This window comes from Rhizobacter sp. LjRoot28, assembly GCF_964253025.1.
GTDB lineage: Bacteria > Pseudomonadota > Gammaproteobacteria > Burkholderiales > Burkholderiaceae_C > Rhizobacter.
The window spans coordinates 2899497-2915212 of record NZ_CAXUQC020000001.1 but is presented as its reverse complement, the minus strand read 5'-3'; the positions used below and the strand labels follow the sequence as shown (position 1 = coordinate 2915212).

The window sequence follows — 15716 nt, the reverse complement described above, 5'->3', positions numbered from 1 at the left end:
CACGCGCAGCAGAGCATGCGAGGCACTCCGGGCGGGGGAAGCGCCCGAAGATCCAGCTGCAAACCAGGCCCGGGTGCGTTGGATCGGATGCGGCCTCGACGGGCCGGCGCGGCGTCACGACATGTTGCGCGCACCGGAGGGACGCGCCGGGAAGCGCGCCGCGTACGACTCCAGCGGCAACTGCAGCGCGTTCACGAACAGGCTCACGGTGCGGTAGAAGCCGGCCACTGCGAGCACTTCCAGCACCTGGGGTTCGTCGAAGTGCGCACGCAGCGCGCCCCATGCTTCGTCATCGAGGCGAGTGGTGTCGTGCAGCTGCTCGGCCGCGGCCAGGAGAGCCGCTTCGGGCGCGTCCCAGTTGCCGGCGCCATGCACCGTGGCCGCCAATTGCGCCTCGGTGAACCCTGCGCGGGGGCCGAAGAAGGTGACGTGCACGCCCCATTCGTACTCGTTGCCTGCGAGCGCGCAGGTCCGAAGAATGACGAGCTCCCGATGCCGAAGCGAGAGCGGGCCCTTGTCGAGCAACGCCCCTGCGCGGAATTTCCTGAACACGCGCGGCGAGCGCGCCAGGGTGCGAAACAGCACCAGAGGGGTCATGCCGGCCGGCGTGAGCTCGGCGAGCACCGGTTCAATGTCGGGGGAAAAGGGGGCGTGGACGGGGGCGATGCGGGTCATGAGCGGCTCCGATGCTATTGAATCCGTAGCATGCCACGGCTAGCGGAAAATCACTACTGATTTGATAGCATCGAGGCATGCAGCCCGCCTCCGACCCCGACATCGTGTTCGCCAAGCAGGCCATCAACGAGGCGATGGAGATCCTGCAGCGTCGCTGGACACTGCGGCTGCTGTGGGAGCTCAATGCGTCGCCGATGACCTTCCGCACCCTGCAGGCCCATTGCGACGAGGTCTCTCCGAGCGTGCTCAACCAGCGGCTTGCGGAGTTGCGTGAAGCCGGTCTGGTCGACCGTGTAGAGGGCGGCTACGGGCTCACTGCGGCCGGCACCGAACTGGTCGCCGCGTTCGCGCCCCTTGGGGCGTGGGCCGTGCTCTGGAAGGGCTCCCGTTCGTCACGCCGGGGTGGTCCGGCGCAAGGCGATCGTTGAAGAACCGGGCCGCTGCATCGAGCCGGGCAGGGGGCGGCGGGGCGCAGGCGCCATCCCGGCCGGTCGGTTTGACGTGCCCGTGGCGCCGGGTTCGCCCGGATCCCTACAATCCGGGCTTTCGTCTGACGTCGAGCCGCGGGACCTTCAACATGAGCATCAAGAGCGACAAGTGGATCCGCCGCATGGCGGAGGAGCACGGGATGATCGAGCCGTACGAGCCCGGGCAGGTCCGGCAGGCGGCCGACGGCAGCAAGATCGTGAGCTATGGCACGAGCAGCTACGGCTACGACATCCGGTGCGCGCCGGAGTTCAAGGTGTTCACCAACATCTACAGCACGGTGGTCGACCCGAAGAACTTCGACGAGCGCAGCTTCGTCGACATCAACGCGGACGTCTGCGTGATTCCGCCCAACAGCTTCGCGCTGGCGCGCACGATGGAGTACTTCCGCATCCCGCGCAACGTGCTGACCATCTGCCTCGGCAAGAGCACCTATGCCCGCTGCGGCATCATCGTCAACGTGACGCCGTTCGAACCCGAATGGGAAGGCTATGTCACGCTCGAGTTCAGCAACACCACGCCGCTGCCTGCCAAGATCTACGCGGGCGAGGGTTGTGCGCAGGTTCTTTTCTTCGAGAGTGACGAAGTGTGCGAAACCAGCTACAAGGACCGAGGTGGCAAATACCAGGGCCAGCGCGGCGTGACCCTGCCCAAGACCTGACGCGGCCTCCCGGCCGCAGGAGCCGGACATGAAGTGGGAAGGCAATCGCCAGAGTGACAACGTCGAGGACGCCCGCCAGGGCGGTGGCCGTGGAGGCCTGCCCTTTGGCGGCGGGCGCAGCGTGGGCATCGGCACCATCGTGGTGGCGCTCGTGGCCGGCTGGATCTTCGGCATCAACCCGCTGACGGTGCTCGGGCTGCTGAGTGGTGGCGGCTCGCCCGTGGCCGTGCAGCAGGAACCTGCAGGTGCCCCGCCCGCCGACGATCCCATGGCCCGCTTCGTGTCCACCGTGCTGGCCGACACCGAGGACGTGTGGCGTGACCAGTTCCGCCAGCTGGGCAGCACCTACCGCGAGCCCAAGCTGCGGCTCTTCCGGGGCAGCGAGCCCACGGCCTGCGGCACCGGGCAGTCCGCCATGGGGCCGTTCTACTGCCCCGGCGACGAAAAGGTCTACATCGACCTGAGCTTCTACGAAACCATGCGCACCCGCCTGGGCGCACCCGGCGACTTTGCGCAGGCCTACGTCATCGCGCACGAGGTCGGGCACCATGTGCAGCACCTGATGGGCATCACCGACCGGGTCGACGGTGCCCGCGGCCGGGTGAGCCAGGCCGAGCAGAACGCGCTGAGCGTGCGGCTCGAACTGCAGGCCGACTGCTTCGCCGGCGTCTGGGCCCATCATGCCGATGCCTCGCGGCAGATCCTCGAGTCGGGCGATGTCGAAGAGGCACTCAATGCGGCGTCCCAGATTGGTGACGACACCTTGCAGCGCAAGTCTCACGGAACGGTGCAGCCCGAAAGCTTCACGCACGGCAGCAGCGCGCAGCGGGTGGCCTGGTTCAAGAAGGGCCTGGCGAGTGGCAGCGTGCAGCAGTGCAACACCTTCGAGGCGCGGCAGCTGTAGTCGACGGTGGTTCTGTGGCTCAGGCCCGCTGGGCGCCGCGGTGACGCCGGGCGCTGGGCGGCATCAGCGGCGCATCGGCACCCCGGCGCCGGGCAGCAGGATGTCGCGCCCCACGCGGCGGATGTCGGTGTGGCCGCAGAAGGCCATGGTGAGGTCGAGTTCACGGGCGATCACCTCGAGGCACCGCGTGACGCCGGCCTCGCCCATGGCGCCCAGCCCATAGAGGAACGGCCGCCCGATGAGCGTGCCGCGCGCGCCCAGGGCCACCGCCTTGAGCACGTCCTGCCCCGAACGCACCCCGCCGTCCATCCAGACTTCGATCTGCGACCCCACGGCATCGACGATGCCCGGCAGCGCCGCGATGGACGACGGCGCGCCATCGAGCTGCCGGCCGCCGTGGTTGGAGACGATCAGCGCATCCGCACCACTGGCAACCGCCAGGCGCGCGTCCTCCTCGTCCATGATGCCCTTCAGGATGAGCTTGCCGCCCCAGCGCTGCTTGATCCATTCCACATCGGACCAGCTGAGGGCGGGGTCGAACTGTTCGGCCGTCCAGGCGCTCAGCGACGACAGGTCGCCCACGCCACTGGCATGACCCACGATGTTGCCGAAACCGCGACGCGGTGTCTGCAGCATGTTCCAGCACCAGCGCGGCTTGGTGGCGAGGTTGATCAGGTTGGCAAGCGTCGGCTTGGGCGGCGCCGACAGGCCGTTCTTGATGTCCTTGTGGCGCTGCCCGAGGATCTGCAGGTCGAGCGTCAGCATGAGGGCGCTGCACCTGGCCGCCTTGGCACGGTCGATGAGCCGTTCGACGAAGGCGCGGTCGCGCATCACGTAGACCTGCAGCCAGAACGGCCGGTGGGTGCGCGCGGCGATGTCCTCGATGGAGCAGATGCTCATGGTCGACAAGGTGAACGGGACACCGAAGCGCTCGGCCGCCCGGGCCGCGAGGATCTCGCCGTCGGCGTGCTGCATGCCGGTGAGGCCGGTGGGTGCGAGCGCCACCGGCATGGCCACGTCTTGGCCCACCATGGTGGTCCGCAGGCTGCGGTTCTCCATGTTGACCGCCACTCGCTGACGCAGCTTGATGGCCTGGAAGTCGGCCTCGTTGGCGCGGTAGGTGCTCTCGGTCCACGAACCCGAGTCGGCGTAGTCGTAGAACATCCGCGGCACCCGCTTGCGAGCGAGCACTCGCAGGTCTTCGATGTTCGTGATCACGGGCATGGTGGTCCTTCGGGAAGAGCTTGCCACTCTACGACAGCCGGAGCGGAGTCCGCAGCAGGGGCGACCCGTAGCGGGCCGGGTCCGGGTTCGTCGAAGAGGGGCAGCGATGCCGCGTAGGGCACCTCCGGCTCCCGTGCGGGGGGCGGGGTGCCCTCGGGCGGCAGGTCCGCCAGGCGAGCCAGGTTGCCGGCTCGCACGCCGAGCAGCCGCATGCGACGCGACAGGTCCACGCGCTTCAGGCATTCGCCCGCGGCGCGCCGGATGCTGCGGGCGTCGCAGGTGTGCGCGGGCAGCGTGATGTCGCGGGTGACGATGCGAAAGTCATCGAAGCGCAGCTTCAGGCCGATGGTCTTGGCGGCATAGCCCTTGCGTTGCAGGTCACCGGCGAGCTTGACGCACAGCGTGGTGAACAGCTCGGTCAGGCGTGGCCGGTCGCGCACGGCGTGCAGGTCGCGCTCGAACGTGGTTTCGCGGCTGATGGAGCGCGGCTCGCTGAAGAGGACCACCGGCCGGTCGTCGATGCCGTGCGAGGCGGTGTGCAGCCAATGGCCGTAGCTGCGACCGAAGTGCTCGATCAGGAAGGCCGGGTCCGCACGGGCGAGGTCACCGATGGTGTGGAGACCGAGGCCGGCGAGCTTTTCGCTCGCCTTGGGTCCGATGCCGTTGACCTTGCGCGCCGCCATCGGCCAGATGCGCTCGGGCACCTCGGCGGCGCTGAGCAGGGTGAGGCCGTTCGGCTTGTCGAGCTCGGAGGCGATCTTGGACAGCAGCTTGTTCGGCGTGATGCCCACCGAACAGGTGAGGCCGGTGGCGTCCAGGACCGCCTGCTTGAGGGCCCGGCCGGCCGCTTCGCCCCGGTCGTCTGCGACACCGGGGAGGTCGGTCAGGTCGATGTAGATCTCGTCGATGCCCCGGTCCTCGACCTGGGTCGCGATGGCGCGCACGGCTGCCTTGAACAAGCGCGAGTACTTGCGGTACTCGTCGAAGTCGACCGGCAGCAGGATGGCGTCGGGTGCCAGCTGTGCGGCCTTCATCATGCCCATCGCCGAATGCACCCCCAGCGCCCGGGCCTCGTAGGTGGACGTGGTGACGACGCCTCGGCCGGCGTAGTGGCGCAGCCTGGCGAAGCGCCGCGTGCCGTCGGGCTGCAGGACCGGCGCCTGGTCGCGCCCGCCGCCGATCACGACCGGCTGCCCGCGCAACTCGGGGTATCGCAGCAGCTCGACCGATGCATAGAAGGCATCCATGTCGAGGTGGGCGATGAAACGCGGTGGGGGCGAATTCACGGGAAGGCGGACGGGTGGGCGCAAGCCGTTGGCTGTTTGGCAGAGCGGCCGGTTGCGCGATGCGGCTGTATTTTCGTACAGTATCGGCGAGCCGGCCGGCGCTGGCAATCGTGTCAGCCGTTCAGGGGAGTGCGTCCGGCGCGCAGGCGCGGTAGCCTGCGGCCTTCAGAGGCGGTCTGGTCGGGGAGGTCAACTTGGTTGTTCGAGTGGTGAGGCTGGGCGGCCCGCGGTTGCCCGACGAAGGCTTGCGCATCGGCACGGTGCGACGGCCGCCGCGTGGTGTGCCCAAGACGAGCTTCGCGAGCGAAGACTGGTTCGACGTCTGGTACCCGAACCTTGCGCCGTCCGCGGACACGGTCAAGCTCGCGCTCGGCGCTGAATCGGATGCGGCCTGGGCCGCTTTCGTCCGCCGATACCGTGCCGAAATGAACCAGCCCGAGAACGACCGCACCCTGACCCTGCTGGCCGCCTTGTCGCACCGTGCGAACTTCTCCGTGGGTTGCTACTGCGAGGTGGAGACGCGCTGCCACCGCTCGGTGCTGCGCGAACTGCTGGGCGAACGCGGGGCCGCATTGCCACCCGCTGGGGAGCCCTCCTGACCCCCGCCTTCGAGTTCGCGGATTCCGAGGTCGCAGCGGTTCGGCTGGCGGGCGATCAGCTTCACGTGCGCTTTGCCGCGGCGCAGGTCAGCGGTCCGCGCGAAGGCGGTCTGGGCATGGCGTTCCGCCACCTTGCCGGGCTCGGACTCGTGGCCAGCGGAGGGCCGTGGCCCGGGCCTGACTGTGGGTGCGTCGGTCGGCTGGTGTCGGGCTGCCTGCGGTACGGCGGGCACGGGCTGCAAGCATTGCCGCTCGACTTCCAGTGCCACGGCCCCGCCTCCCTTGAACTGCGATTCGCCAATGGAACGGTCTTTCATGCAGACGTCCTCTCCTTGGCGTTGATCGTGCCACCCGACGCGCGCTTCACCGACTCCCTGGCCTGCTGAGCCGGCTTCTCGAGATCGCCCCTCATGACCTTCGAACTGCGCCCCTATGCTGACGATGACCTGGAGCCCGTGCTGGCCCTCTGGGAGGCCTGCGGCCTCACCCGCCCGTGGAACGATCCGCGCAAGGACATCGGGCGCAAGCTCACCGTGCAACCCGAACTGTTCATCGTGGGGACGCTGCAAGAGCGCGTCGTGGCCACCGCCATGGGCGGCTACGACGGCCACCGCGGTTGGGTGAACTACCTCGCGGTGGAGCCGGCATGCCAGCGGCAAGGGCTGGGCGAGGCCATCATGCGGCGCCTGGAAACGTTGCTCATCGAGCGAGGTTGCCCCAAGCTGAACCTGCAGGTGCGCGGCAGCAACCAGGCGGCGCTCGCCTTCTATGCGCGCCTGGGCTACCGGCAGGACGACGTCGTCAGCCTCGGCCATCGCCTCATCGCCGATTGAGGCCTGTCTTCGCCACCCGGAGGGCCAGGGCTTGGCATAGACTGGCCGCCTCATCGTTTTCGGAGTCGCCGTGAAACTGGTCGGGATGCTGGATTCGCCCTACGTTCGACGCGTGGCCGTGTCGCTCCAGTTGATGCGGCTGCCCTTCGAGCACGCGTCCGTGTCCGTCTTCAGCACCTTCGAGCAGTTCCGTGCGATCAACCCGGTGGTGAAGGCGCCCAGCCTGGTCTGTGACGACGGCGAGGTGCTGATGGACTCCACGCTCATCCTGCAGTACCTGCAGGCCATGCCCTGCCACCGCAACCTGATGCCCGAGGGCCTTGCCGAGCAGCAGCATGCCTTGCGCATGATCGGCCTCGGGCTGGCGGCTTGCGAGAAGAGCGTGCAGATGGTCTATGAGCACCAGCTGCGGCCTTCGGAAAAGCGCCACGATCCCTGGCTGACACGGGTGACCGGTCAACTGCTCGCGGCCTGCGCCGCGCTCGAGACCGACTTGCGGCAACGCCCTCTGGCCTGCGAAGCTGACACCATCGACCAGGCCGGCGTCACCGCGGCGGTGACCTGGACCTTCATCCAGGCGATGCTGCCGGAGGTCGTGCCCGCAGCCGCCCACCCTGCATGGGCCGCGTTCACCACCCGGGCCGAGTCGATGGTGGCGTTCAGCAGCGCGCCGCACGGCCCCGGCCTGTGCCAGCCCCTGGCCTGAGCGGGACCCCCCGAGTCCTTCATGCTGACAGCGTCCTTCATTTCGTTCCTTCATTTCACGGCCGCTTTCGGCGTGTTCGGCACCCTGCTGGCTGAATGGCTGCTGCTGCGCCGCACGCCCGACCTGGCAGACGCCCGGCGCCTGCAGCAGCTCGACCGCTGGTACGGGATGAGCGCGGTGCTGGTGCTGGTGGCCGGACTGCTGCGCGCCTGGCGCTACGAAAAGGGCCTCGACTTTTACCTGGCCACGCCGTTCTTCCACGCCAAGCTGACCTTCTTCGTGCTGCTGGGCCTGCTGTCGATCTATCCGACGGTGGTGTTCATCCGGTGGGGGCGCGAGACGCGCCGGGGCCAGGTGCCGGTGTTGCCGGCGGGCAAGCACCGCACGCTGATCCGCCTCGTCAAGCTGGAGCTGCTCGCCTTCGTCGCCGTGGTCGCATGCGCCACGCTGATGGCCAAGGGGGCCGGCCTCTGAAAGGATCGTGATGATGGTCGAGACCGTGATCCTCTTCTCCGGCGTCGCGCTGGTGGCCATCGCATTGCCCGGGCCCACGGTGCTGCTCGCGCTCGGCAACGGGGCTCGGCACGGCGTGACCCTGTCGCTGGCCGGCATGGCCGGCGCCATGGTGTCCGACGTGGTGCTGGTCTCGGCCGCGGCGCTTGGGATGGGAGCCTTGCTGGCGGCGTCCGAGGCGGCCTTCACGGTGGTGAAGTGGGTCGGGGCCGCCTACCTCGCCTGGCTGGGTTGGCGCATGCTGCGGTCGCGACGGCAGCTGGAACTGCCCGAGCCGGGCGCGACCGCGGGGGCGGGTGCGGCGCGCGGCCTCTTCATGCGCAGCTTCCTCGTGGCGGTGACCAACCCCAAGGGCTACCTGTTCGTGTCGGCCTTCTTTCCGCAATTCATCGACCCGCTGATGCCGCAGTTGACGCAGTACCTGGTGCTGGGCAGTGTCTTCGTGGGGCTCGATTTCATCGTGATGCTCGCCTACGCCCTCACGGGCGCCCATGCCTTGCGATGGCTGGGCGGCAAGGGCCTGCAGCGGCTCGATCGCCTGTGCGGTGGCATCCTCGTGGGCCTTGCCGCCTCGCTGGCCTTGACCCGTCGCACCGCGGCCTGACGTCCCCCGCGCAGCCACGCAGGGCGCCAGTCGGATGCACCCGACCCCGGGGCGCGCATCGGAGTTCGCGAAGCGGCGATGGCGGCCCCGCCGTCCGGCCGCGCCGCTGCCGGCACAATCACGCTGACAAGGAGTGAACACGGATGTCGATGGGATGGATCTGCCGGTGGATGCCGGTTCGCAGGCTGGCGTCACTGGTATTCGCGTGCATGGCCTGGACCTCCCAGGTCCAGGCGGCCGATCGGGCGGTGCCCGCCACCTGGTCGATGAACGTGCCGAACGGCTACCGACAGGCTTTCGAGGACAACGGCAACACCATCGTGTTGACGCCGGCCAACCCGGAGCAGTTCATGCTCCGCTTCACCTACCATTCGCTCAAGGCGTATGTGAAGGAGCGGCCTCGCGTGGGACGCGAGTTCATCGAGCATCTGGCGCGCAAGAGAGCGCTTCCGACGTTTCCGGTGGACGGCAACGGCGGGGTCGCCTACCTCGAGCCGCCCGTCGTCAGTGAGCAGGATGGCGTCCGGGTCCACGAATCGGCCGGCGGGCTCGGGCTGGACGATGCCTACGTCACCTTCACCATCGCGATCGACGACGCGCATCGGTCCGACCCGGTGGTGCAGGAGCTGATGCGCTCCGGCATCCGGGTGCTCCTCGGCCGCATTCGCAGCGCACCGGGCTGATGCGGGCGTGCGATCGGCTGCGGGCGTGACACTTGCCTCATTGGGCGTTCGCTGCCGATTCAGCGTGTGGCCTGAGTGCCGAAGTCGATGAACGTCTCCTTCACCTTGGATTCTCCGATGCATGCTCTCCCGGTTCGCCTCATGCCACGGGCTGCCGCCAGCCGCCCGATGGGACGCTGGCTGGCACGCCTGGTCTGCCTCTGGGTGCTGGCCCTGGTCGGCAGCCTGGTTCAGGCGGCGCCGGTCGAGGCCGGGGTGGTGCGCGTGCACTTCCACCGGCCGAGCCACGACTACACCGGCTGGGGCCTGCACGTGTGGGGGCCGCATCTGCGCCTGTCCCGCGATGTGACCTGGGACCGTCCGCTCGAGCCGAGCGGCGTCGACGCCTATGGCGTGTACTTCGATGTGCCGGTCGATCCCTCCGGAAAGGGCTTCGAGTTCATCGTCCACCGGGGTGAGGTGAAGAGCTTTCCTGGCGACCAGAGCGTGGTGCTCGCCAGCCACGGTCGAGAAGTCTGGGTGCTGGAGAACACCGGCACCGTGTTCACCGCGCCGCCCAGCGTGGAAGCCGACTTCACCATCGGGCTCGAGACGGAGGAGCGCCGTCAAAGGGGCCTGCTGCTGATGGGCGGCGCGGCGGTCGCCGCGCTGGCAGCGCTGGGCCTGGCCGGTTGGTTCGTGATGCGGCGGGTGTCGGGCGCACGGGGCGAGCTGGCGCAGCAACTCGCCCAGCTCGTGGCGGCGCAACAGGAGATCAGCCAGCGGGGTGACCGCCCGACCCCTGGCGTGGATGACGAACTCACCGGCCTGCCGACGCGCAGCGGGCTGCAGCAGGCGCTCGACCAGGCACTCGGGCGGGCTCGCCGCGGCGGCGGGCATGTGGCGGTGATGTTCATCGACCTCGATGGATTCAAGGGCGTGAACGACACCGGCGGTCACGATGCCGGTGACTTGGTCCTGCGCACATTGGCCGGACGTTTCAAGGCGTGCCTGCGTGAGTCCGACATGGTGGCGCGCGTCGGCGGGGACGAATTCGTGGCCGTCGTCGAAGGCCTGCAGTCACCGCTGCACGCGTTCTCGATCGGGCGCAAGCTGACGGCCGCCGCCCGGTTGCCCATCGATGATGCCGGACGCCGACACCAGGTCGGCGCCAGCGTCGGCGTGGCGGTCCATCCGGCCGATGGTGACGACGGTGCCGCCCTGGTGAAGGCGGCCGACACCGCCATGTACGAGGCCAAGAAGGGCGGCAAGGACGCCTGCCGGTTCAACCGGCCGGAACTGCAGGTTCAGATCGACCGTGAACTGGCACGCCTCAGCGGTTTGCACGAGGCGCTGGCCTGCGGCGAACTCGGCCTCGACTACCTGCCGGACGTTGACCTCGCGAGCGGGCGCGTCGTGGCGGCGGAGGCTGTGCTTCGGTGGCCGGGAGACGGCGGCACGCCGCAGCCGCTGCGCGCCTTGTTCGATGTGGCGCAGGATCCCATCCTCGCTGACCGCGTCAACCGCTGGCTGGTCGCTGAAGCCGGTCGACAGGCACAGGCCTGGCGAGCCGATGGCCTACCACCGCTGCGCATCGGCGTTTCGTTGATGGGCGACGCGGGTGCCTCGCTCGCCCAATCCCTTCAGCAGTTGTCGGGCGACCGCACCCTGGCCCAGGGACTGGTGCTCCAACTGCCCGCAACGTTGCTGGACGATCGGCATGGGCGGCTCGGCGTGCTCGATGCCCTGCATGCGGCAGGCGTCGGGCTCGGCGTGGCCGGCCTTGGCGTGCAGGACGTGAGCCTGCTGCGTCTGGTGGAAACGCCGATCGACGTGCTCTCCATCGAGGTGGGCGCGTTCGCGGACTCGCCCTCGGCTGCAAGCGACGCCCTGGCGCGGTGCCTGGTGGCGCTGGGCGAGGCGCGTGCGTTCCGCACGGTGGCCGCGGGCGTCGACACGCAGGCGCAGCGCGACTGGGCACGCCGCATCGGTTGCACGACCGTCAGCGCTTCCGCAGCCCAGGGGTGTGTCTCCATCGACGCCTTGACGGCCTGGCGTCGCGCCGGACGCCAGGCCCGGTGAGGCGGAGGTGGCCGAGTGCCCTCGGCCGTCAGGTGCGACGCACGACCAGGTCGAAAGGGAGTGGATCGCTCTTCTGCCCGTCCAGCACCTGCCGAACGGCGAGTCGGCCTTTCAGCGCGCCGTCCTGGCGCATGGTGGTGAGCCCCGCCGCCTCGGCGGCCGGAATGTCGTCGAACCCGACCACCGAGACGACCTGGATCCGGTGCTTGCCCTTGAGGGCCTCGAGTGCCACGAGCGCCATGGTGTCGGCCATGCCCAGCACGGCGAGGCGCGTGCCGTCGGGGAGGTCTTTCAGATAGGTCCCGATGCGCTCCATCTCGATGGCCAACTGCGTTTCGTCGATCTCCAGCCAGTCGATGTGGTTCAGGTCGAAGCCCTGCCGGTGCGCGGCGCCGACGTAGCCGTGGCTGCGTTCCATCGCGACGGAGGCGCTGCGCTGCGACCGCAGGTCGAGCCGGTGCCGGCGCTGCCGCTCGTGGAGGGGAAATGACAGCACGAGCACGCGGTCAGGCCGTTGCGCGAGCGCGTGTTCCATGGCCGACGCCGCTCCGGCGCGGTCGTCCATGCGCACCGACGGCACGCCGGGCACGCCGGTGTCGACGAGCACGATGGGCTTGCTGAACGCCTTCACCTCGGGTGCCAACTCGGCGTCGATCTCCGCGTAGACGACCAGTGCGTCCGCCGTGGTCTGAAACGCATAGGCGAGGGACACCGTGCGGCCCATCTTCGGGATGAGCTGCATGGTCATGCCGCGGGCGTCGAGTTCCTCGGCCACGCCGCGCAGGAAGGCGATGCTGAGCGGGTCGTCGAAGGCGAAGCGCAAGTCATGGTGAAAGACGACGGCCACCTGGCGCACCTCGCGGCTGCGCAGCGCGCGGGCGGCGGGATCCGGGCCGAAATAGCCCAGTTCGCGCGCCTTGGCGAGGATGTCCGTGCGGAGCGCTTCCGACAACTGCTCGGGCCGGTTGAAGGCATTCGAGACCGTCGTGCGGCTGACGTTCAATGCGGCGGCAACGTCCTTCAGCGTGAGCCGTGGCTTGCGACCGGCAGCAAGGGGCAGGGGCGACGGCTGGGGGAGGTCTTTGACTCGCATGGCGGGAAGGTGAAGGCTCGGAGCTCTGAAAAGACGGTCGTTCAGCGTTGGAAGATAACCCGGAAGCGTGGCCGTTCGTCGCTTGACGGCCAGACCTGGCGCGAATTCACGGCGACGTGAGCCGGCTCAGGTGTGCCATCATCCTGGTTTTCCAGTAGATACTCCAGTTACATGGCTCGCCAACTGATCAGCTCCGGTTCGACCTTCGAAGACGACATGGCCTACTCCCGCGCCGTGGTGGACGGTGAATGGGTGTTCGTGTCCGGCACGACCGGCTTCGACTACACCACCATGACCATCGCCGACAACGTCGTCGACCAGGCGGAACAGTGCTTTCGCAACGTGGAGGTGGCGCTGAAGGAAGCCGGCGCGAGCCTGGCTGACGTCGTGCGCATCCACTACATCCTGCCGGTGGCGTCGGAGTTCTCCAGCTGCTGGCCGGTGATGCGGCGCTACCTGGGCGAGATCCGCCCGGCGGCGACCATGATCTCCGCCGGCCTCGTCGACCCGCGCATGCGGATCGAGATCGAGGTGACGGCCCGCAAGCGCTCGGCCGCCTGACGACCGGGCCCTCCCGGGCCGGTTCGTCGCAGGGTTGCGGTTGACGCGGCCCGGAGCCGCCTCAACCGTTCCCGGGTTTCCGCTTCGTTCAGTCGAGGCGAAGGTTCAGGCGCAGCCAACCGAGCTGGCCTTCAGGGCGGTTGCGCACCGCGAACTCCTGCATCACCTTCATGTCGACGGCCCAGGTGCCGCTTTCCGAGGTGTAGGCCACGAGCGGGCCGGCCGACAGGGCCTGCACCTTGTTGCCATGGGCTTCCACACCCGGGCCGCGGTCATTGGTGGTCTGCTTGAGCACGTAGCCCTGCACGCCGAAGCGCCACAGGTCGTTGGCCCGGTACATCGCGGCCCAGTCGGCATGCAGGTACTGGCCCGAGCGGACGTCCGTCTCGCGGTTGATGCTGTTGATCGAGTAGGTGGCACGGGCACCGATCTCGAAACCGTTCTCCCACACGCGGGACGCGACGACCAGCGGTCGCATGGTCCAGAAGTCACCGGCGCCCGGGTTCACGGCGCGGTTCTTGTCATAGTCACCGGTGGGCACGCCCAGGGCCAGACCGGCCACGATGCGCGACTCGTCCTGTTGCCAGTCGAGGAAGGCGCTGATCTCGGCATCGCCGAGACCGCTCTGCTCGCCCGATTGCGCGGCGCTGGCAGCTGCCAGGGTCGGAGCGAGCGCCGGCACATCGGATGACAGGGTCACGGTCGTGCGCTGGCTGATGATGGGCAGCGCGAGCGAGAAGCCGAGGCGACCGTCATTGATGATCTGCTCGGTCACGTAGGTCAGGCGGGGCGCCAGCACATCCGCCCGAACCTTGGCTTGCACCTTGACCGGGACGCCACCGGCGTTGCGAGTCAGTTCGTTGCCCGCATCGTCCATGAACTTGTCCGCCTGGTAGCGCTGGTACCAGAGCTGGCCGTACAGGCCCGGAAACTGGGGCGTGGCCATTTCGAAGGACGGTGCGCCGAGCAGGGCACGGACCTGGCCTCGTTCGGTGGCGAAGGCCGGGCTGCAGGCGGCGGCCAGGGCCGATGCAAGCAGGGCCAGGCGGCAGGGGAAAGTCGTCGCGGTCATGAGATCTCTCGGTTGAACGGGTGCCCCGGACGGAGCCAGGGCGCGAATATATCGTGCTTCCAGAAACGATCGAACGTTCGTTCGTTTCGAGCAACATATGCACGTGTGAAGTTCACGTCTTGCTCCCCCATGCGGGTGGGTGTGACGGTTCCCGGCCCTACAAGCGCTTACAGTTAAATGCTGCGAGCACATCCTTGCTTCGCCGAAGTTTCATCCCGCTGTCAAAGGAAACCGTCATGCCCCGTTCTTTCACCGCCTCCTGGCGTGCCTTCGTTTCGATCTGCGCCTTCGTGGCGGTCGGCGCGGCCCGCGCCGAAGTCGAGGTGGAAGGCTTCAAGTTCGCCGACACCGCCGTGGTCCAGGGCCAGGTGCTGCAACTCAACGGGGCCGCGGTGTCGAGCGTCCTGTCCGCCAAGTCCACGGCAGTCGCTTTCTACCTCCCGCGCAAGCAGACGACGATGGAGGGCGCGGTGGCCGAGAAGGGCGTCAAGCGCATCCACTTCTTCATGATGCGCGACGTGTCCGCCCGCGACCTGTCGAACGCCATGCTCGACCGCATCCGCCAGAACGTGCCGACGGCCGAGTTCTCGGCCAACATCGTCGCCACCTCCCAGCTCGGTACGGTGTTCGGCAACCGCAAGAAGGTCTTCAAGGGTGACGAGATCATCGTCGACTACACCCCTTCCACGCAGAGCACCCAGTTCACCCTGAACGGCCAGCGCGTCGGCGAGACCATCATGGGCGAGAGCTTCTTCCCGATGCTGATGAAGGTGTGGATCGGCCCGAAGGTGCGCGGCAGCACGCGCGACGGGATCCTGGGCGCGGTCCAGAAGGACTGAGTCAGCGCGCGGTCTCCGGGGCGCTCGCACCCCAGCGCGCGGCCCACGCCTGCACGGCCGGGCCCAGCCATTCGCTTGGCGACGAAGCCGCGGGCAGGTGCAAGCCCAGCGCGGCGCCGGCCGCTTGCAGCGCCTGGAGCGGCCGGCGGACGGTATCCACCGCCTCGGCCCCGGTCTGCTTCGACAGCTTCTCGCCTCTTGCGTCGCGCACCAGCGGCACGTGGAGGTAGCGCGGCGTCGGTACGCCCAGCAGGCGCTGCAGCAGGATCTGCCGCGGTGTGTTGTCGGCCAGGTCTTCGCCCCGCACCACGTCAGTGATGCCTTGCGCGTCGTCGTCGACGACAACCGCCAATTGGTACGCCCACAGGCCATCGGCTCGGCGAAGGACGAAGTCCCCCACCTGCGCGGCGACGTCCTGCGCCTGGGCCCCTGACCGGCGGTCGCTCCAGCGCAGCGGGCATTCCACCGACGGCAGATCGGTGCGCAGGCGCACGGCCCGGGGCGGCTTGCCGTGCAATCCGCCCCGGCAGGTGCCGGGGTAGACGAGTTCGCCATGGCGGTGCTTGGCTTGGCCCGATCGGGCCAGGGCCTCGGCGATGTCCGCCCGGGTGCAGCCGCAGGGGTAGGCGACGCCGCCGGCAACGAGGCGATCGAGTGCCGACTGGTAGTGCGCGCCGCGGGTCGACTGCCACACCGGCGGCTCGTCCGGCTGCAGCCCGCAGTCGGCAAGCTGTCCGAGGATGATCCTGTCGATGCCGGGCACGCAGCGCGGCAGGTCCACATCCTCGATGCGCACCAGCCAGCGGCCGCCGTGCGCGCGGGCGTCCAGCCAGCTCGCCAACGCCGCGACCATCGAGCCGGCGTGCAGCGGCCCGGTCGGCGAGGGCGCGAAGCGTCCGCGATAAAGGGCGGTCAT

Annotated in this window: 19 protein-coding genes; 13 read left to right on the top strand and 6 right to left on the bottom strand. The window is 68.7% G+C overall.

All coding sequences use genetic code 11. The annotated features are described in order from the left end of the window. Positions 1-114: 114 nt before the first annotated feature. Positions 115-675, bottom strand: coding sequence for a carboxymuconolactone decarboxylase family protein (locus tag ACSQ2F_RS13340; protein WP_436023534.1), 561 nt, complete (start codon positions 673-675; stop codon positions 115-117). Between the two features lie 77 nt (positions 676-752). Between ACSQ2F_RS13340 and ACSQ2F_RS13335 the strand changes: the two genes are divergently transcribed. The 3 genes from ACSQ2F_RS13335 (at position 753) to ypfJ (ending at position 2726) form a co-directional block, all read left to right on the top strand. Further along, on the top strand, positions 753-1103 hold the full coding sequence (locus ACSQ2F_RS13335; protein WP_436023532.1) for a winged helix-turn-helix transcriptional regulator: 351 nt from the start codon (positions 753-755) through the stop codon (positions 1101-1103). Positions 1104-1252: 149 nt separating this feature from the next. Continuing rightward, entirely contained in the window at positions 1253-1822 is a 570-nt protein-coding gene (dcd, locus tag ACSQ2F_RS13330; protein ID WP_436023530.1) for a dCTP deaminase, read from the top strand. A gap of 28 nt (positions 1823-1850) precedes the next feature. Next, a complete protein-coding gene (gene ypfJ, locus ACSQ2F_RS13325; protein WP_436023528.1) occupies positions 1851-2726 on the top strand; it encodes a KPN_02809 family neutral zinc metallopeptidase in 876 nt (291 codons plus the stop codon). Between the two features lie 63 nt (positions 2727-2789). Here ypfJ and ACSQ2F_RS13320 read toward each other — a convergent pair whose 3' ends face one another. Then, a complete protein-coding gene (locus tag ACSQ2F_RS13320; RefSeq protein ID WP_436023526.1) occupies positions 2790-3950 on the bottom strand; it encodes an alpha-hydroxy acid oxidase in 1161 nt (386 codons plus the stop codon). Next, positions 3941-5236, bottom strand: a complete 1296-nt coding sequence (gene dinB, locus ACSQ2F_RS13315) for a DNA polymerase IV (protein WP_436023524.1) — start codon at positions 5234-5236, stop codon at positions 3941-3943. The genes ACSQ2F_RS13320 and dinB overlap by 10 nt, the downstream gene beginning before the upstream one ends. A 194-nt stretch (positions 5237-5430) precedes the next feature. Between dinB and ACSQ2F_RS13310 the strand changes: the two genes are divergently transcribed. The 8 genes from ACSQ2F_RS13310 (at position 5431) to ACSQ2F_RS13275 (ending at position 11235) form a co-directional block, all read left to right on the top strand. Next, on the top strand, positions 5431-5835 hold the full coding sequence (locus ACSQ2F_RS13310; RefSeq protein ID WP_436023522.1) for a DUF488 domain-containing protein: 405 nt from the start codon (positions 5431-5433) through the stop codon (positions 5833-5835). Between the two features lie 116 nt (positions 5836-5951). Beyond that, positions 5952-6221 carry a hypothetical protein gene (locus tag ACSQ2F_RS13305; RefSeq protein WP_436023520.1) on the top strand — a complete coding sequence of 90 codons (270 nt, stop codon included), beginning with the start codon at positions 5952-5954 and terminating at the stop codon, positions 6219-6221. Positions 6222-6245: 24 nt separating this feature from the next. Next, positions 6246-6668, top strand: a complete 423-nt coding sequence (locus tag ACSQ2F_RS13300) for a GNAT family acetyltransferase (RefSeq protein ID WP_436023518.1) — start codon at positions 6246-6248, stop codon at positions 6666-6668. Positions 6669-6738: 70 nt separating this feature from the next. Further along, positions 6739-7374: a glutathione S-transferase family protein gene (locus ACSQ2F_RS13295; RefSeq protein ID WP_436023516.1), complete on the top strand. Its 636-nt coding sequence runs from the start codon at positions 6739-6741 to the stop codon at positions 7372-7374. Positions 7375-7395: 21 nt separating this feature from the next. Further along, positions 7396-7848: a DUF2214 family protein gene (locus ACSQ2F_RS13290; RefSeq protein WP_436023514.1), complete on the top strand. Its 453-nt coding sequence runs from the start codon at positions 7396-7398 to the stop codon at positions 7846-7848. 10 nt (positions 7849-7858) lie between these two features. Continuing rightward, complete coding sequence (locus tag ACSQ2F_RS13285) at positions 7859-8491, top strand: LysE family translocator (RefSeq protein WP_436023512.1); 633 nt, start codon at positions 7859-7861, stop codon at positions 8489-8491. 209 nt (positions 8492-8700) lie between these two features. Further along, the gene (locus tag ACSQ2F_RS13280; protein WP_436023510.1) at positions 8701-9174 is read left to right on the top strand and encodes a hypothetical protein; all 474 of its coding nucleotides are present in this window, start codon (positions 8701-8703) and stop codon (positions 9172-9174) included. 117 nt (positions 9175-9291) lie between these two features. Further along, positions 9292-11235, top strand: a complete 1944-nt coding sequence (locus ACSQ2F_RS13275; RefSeq protein WP_436023508.1) for a diguanylate cyclase domain-containing protein — start codon at positions 9292-9294, stop codon at positions 11233-11235. 28 nt (positions 11236-11263) lie between these two features. Here the strand turns inward: ACSQ2F_RS13275 and ACSQ2F_RS13270 are convergent, their stop codons facing one another. Then, positions 11264-12328: a LacI family DNA-binding transcriptional regulator gene (locus tag ACSQ2F_RS13270; RefSeq protein ID WP_436023506.1), complete on the bottom strand. Its 1065-nt coding sequence runs from the start codon at positions 12326-12328 to the stop codon at positions 11264-11266. Between the two features lie 171 nt (positions 12329-12499). Here ACSQ2F_RS13270 and ACSQ2F_RS13265 point away from each other — a divergent pair, with 171 nt between their 5' ends. Further along, a complete protein-coding gene (locus tag ACSQ2F_RS13265) occupies positions 12500-12889 on the top strand; it encodes a RidA family protein (protein WP_436023504.1) in 390 nt (129 codons plus the stop codon). 88 nt (positions 12890-12977) lie between these two features. Here ACSQ2F_RS13265 and ACSQ2F_RS13260 read toward each other — a convergent pair whose 3' ends face one another. Continuing rightward, positions 12978-13961: a SphA family protein gene (locus tag ACSQ2F_RS13260; RefSeq protein ID WP_436023502.1), complete on the bottom strand. Its 984-nt coding sequence runs from the start codon at positions 13959-13961 to the stop codon at positions 12978-12980. 236 nt (positions 13962-14197) lie between these two features. Here ACSQ2F_RS13260 and ACSQ2F_RS13255 point away from each other — a divergent pair, with 236 nt between their 5' ends. After that, positions 14198-14800, top strand: coding sequence for a chalcone isomerase family protein (locus tag ACSQ2F_RS13255; RefSeq protein WP_436023500.1), 603 nt, complete (start codon positions 14198-14200; stop codon positions 14798-14800). A gap of 1 nt (position 14801) precedes the next feature. On the opposite strand, the gene gluQRS is transcribed toward ACSQ2F_RS13255, so the two are convergent. After that, positions 14802-15716, bottom strand: a complete 915-nt coding sequence (gluQRS, locus tag ACSQ2F_RS13250) for a tRNA glutamyl-Q(34) synthetase GluQRS (protein ID WP_436023498.1) — start codon at positions 15714-15716, stop codon at positions 14802-14804.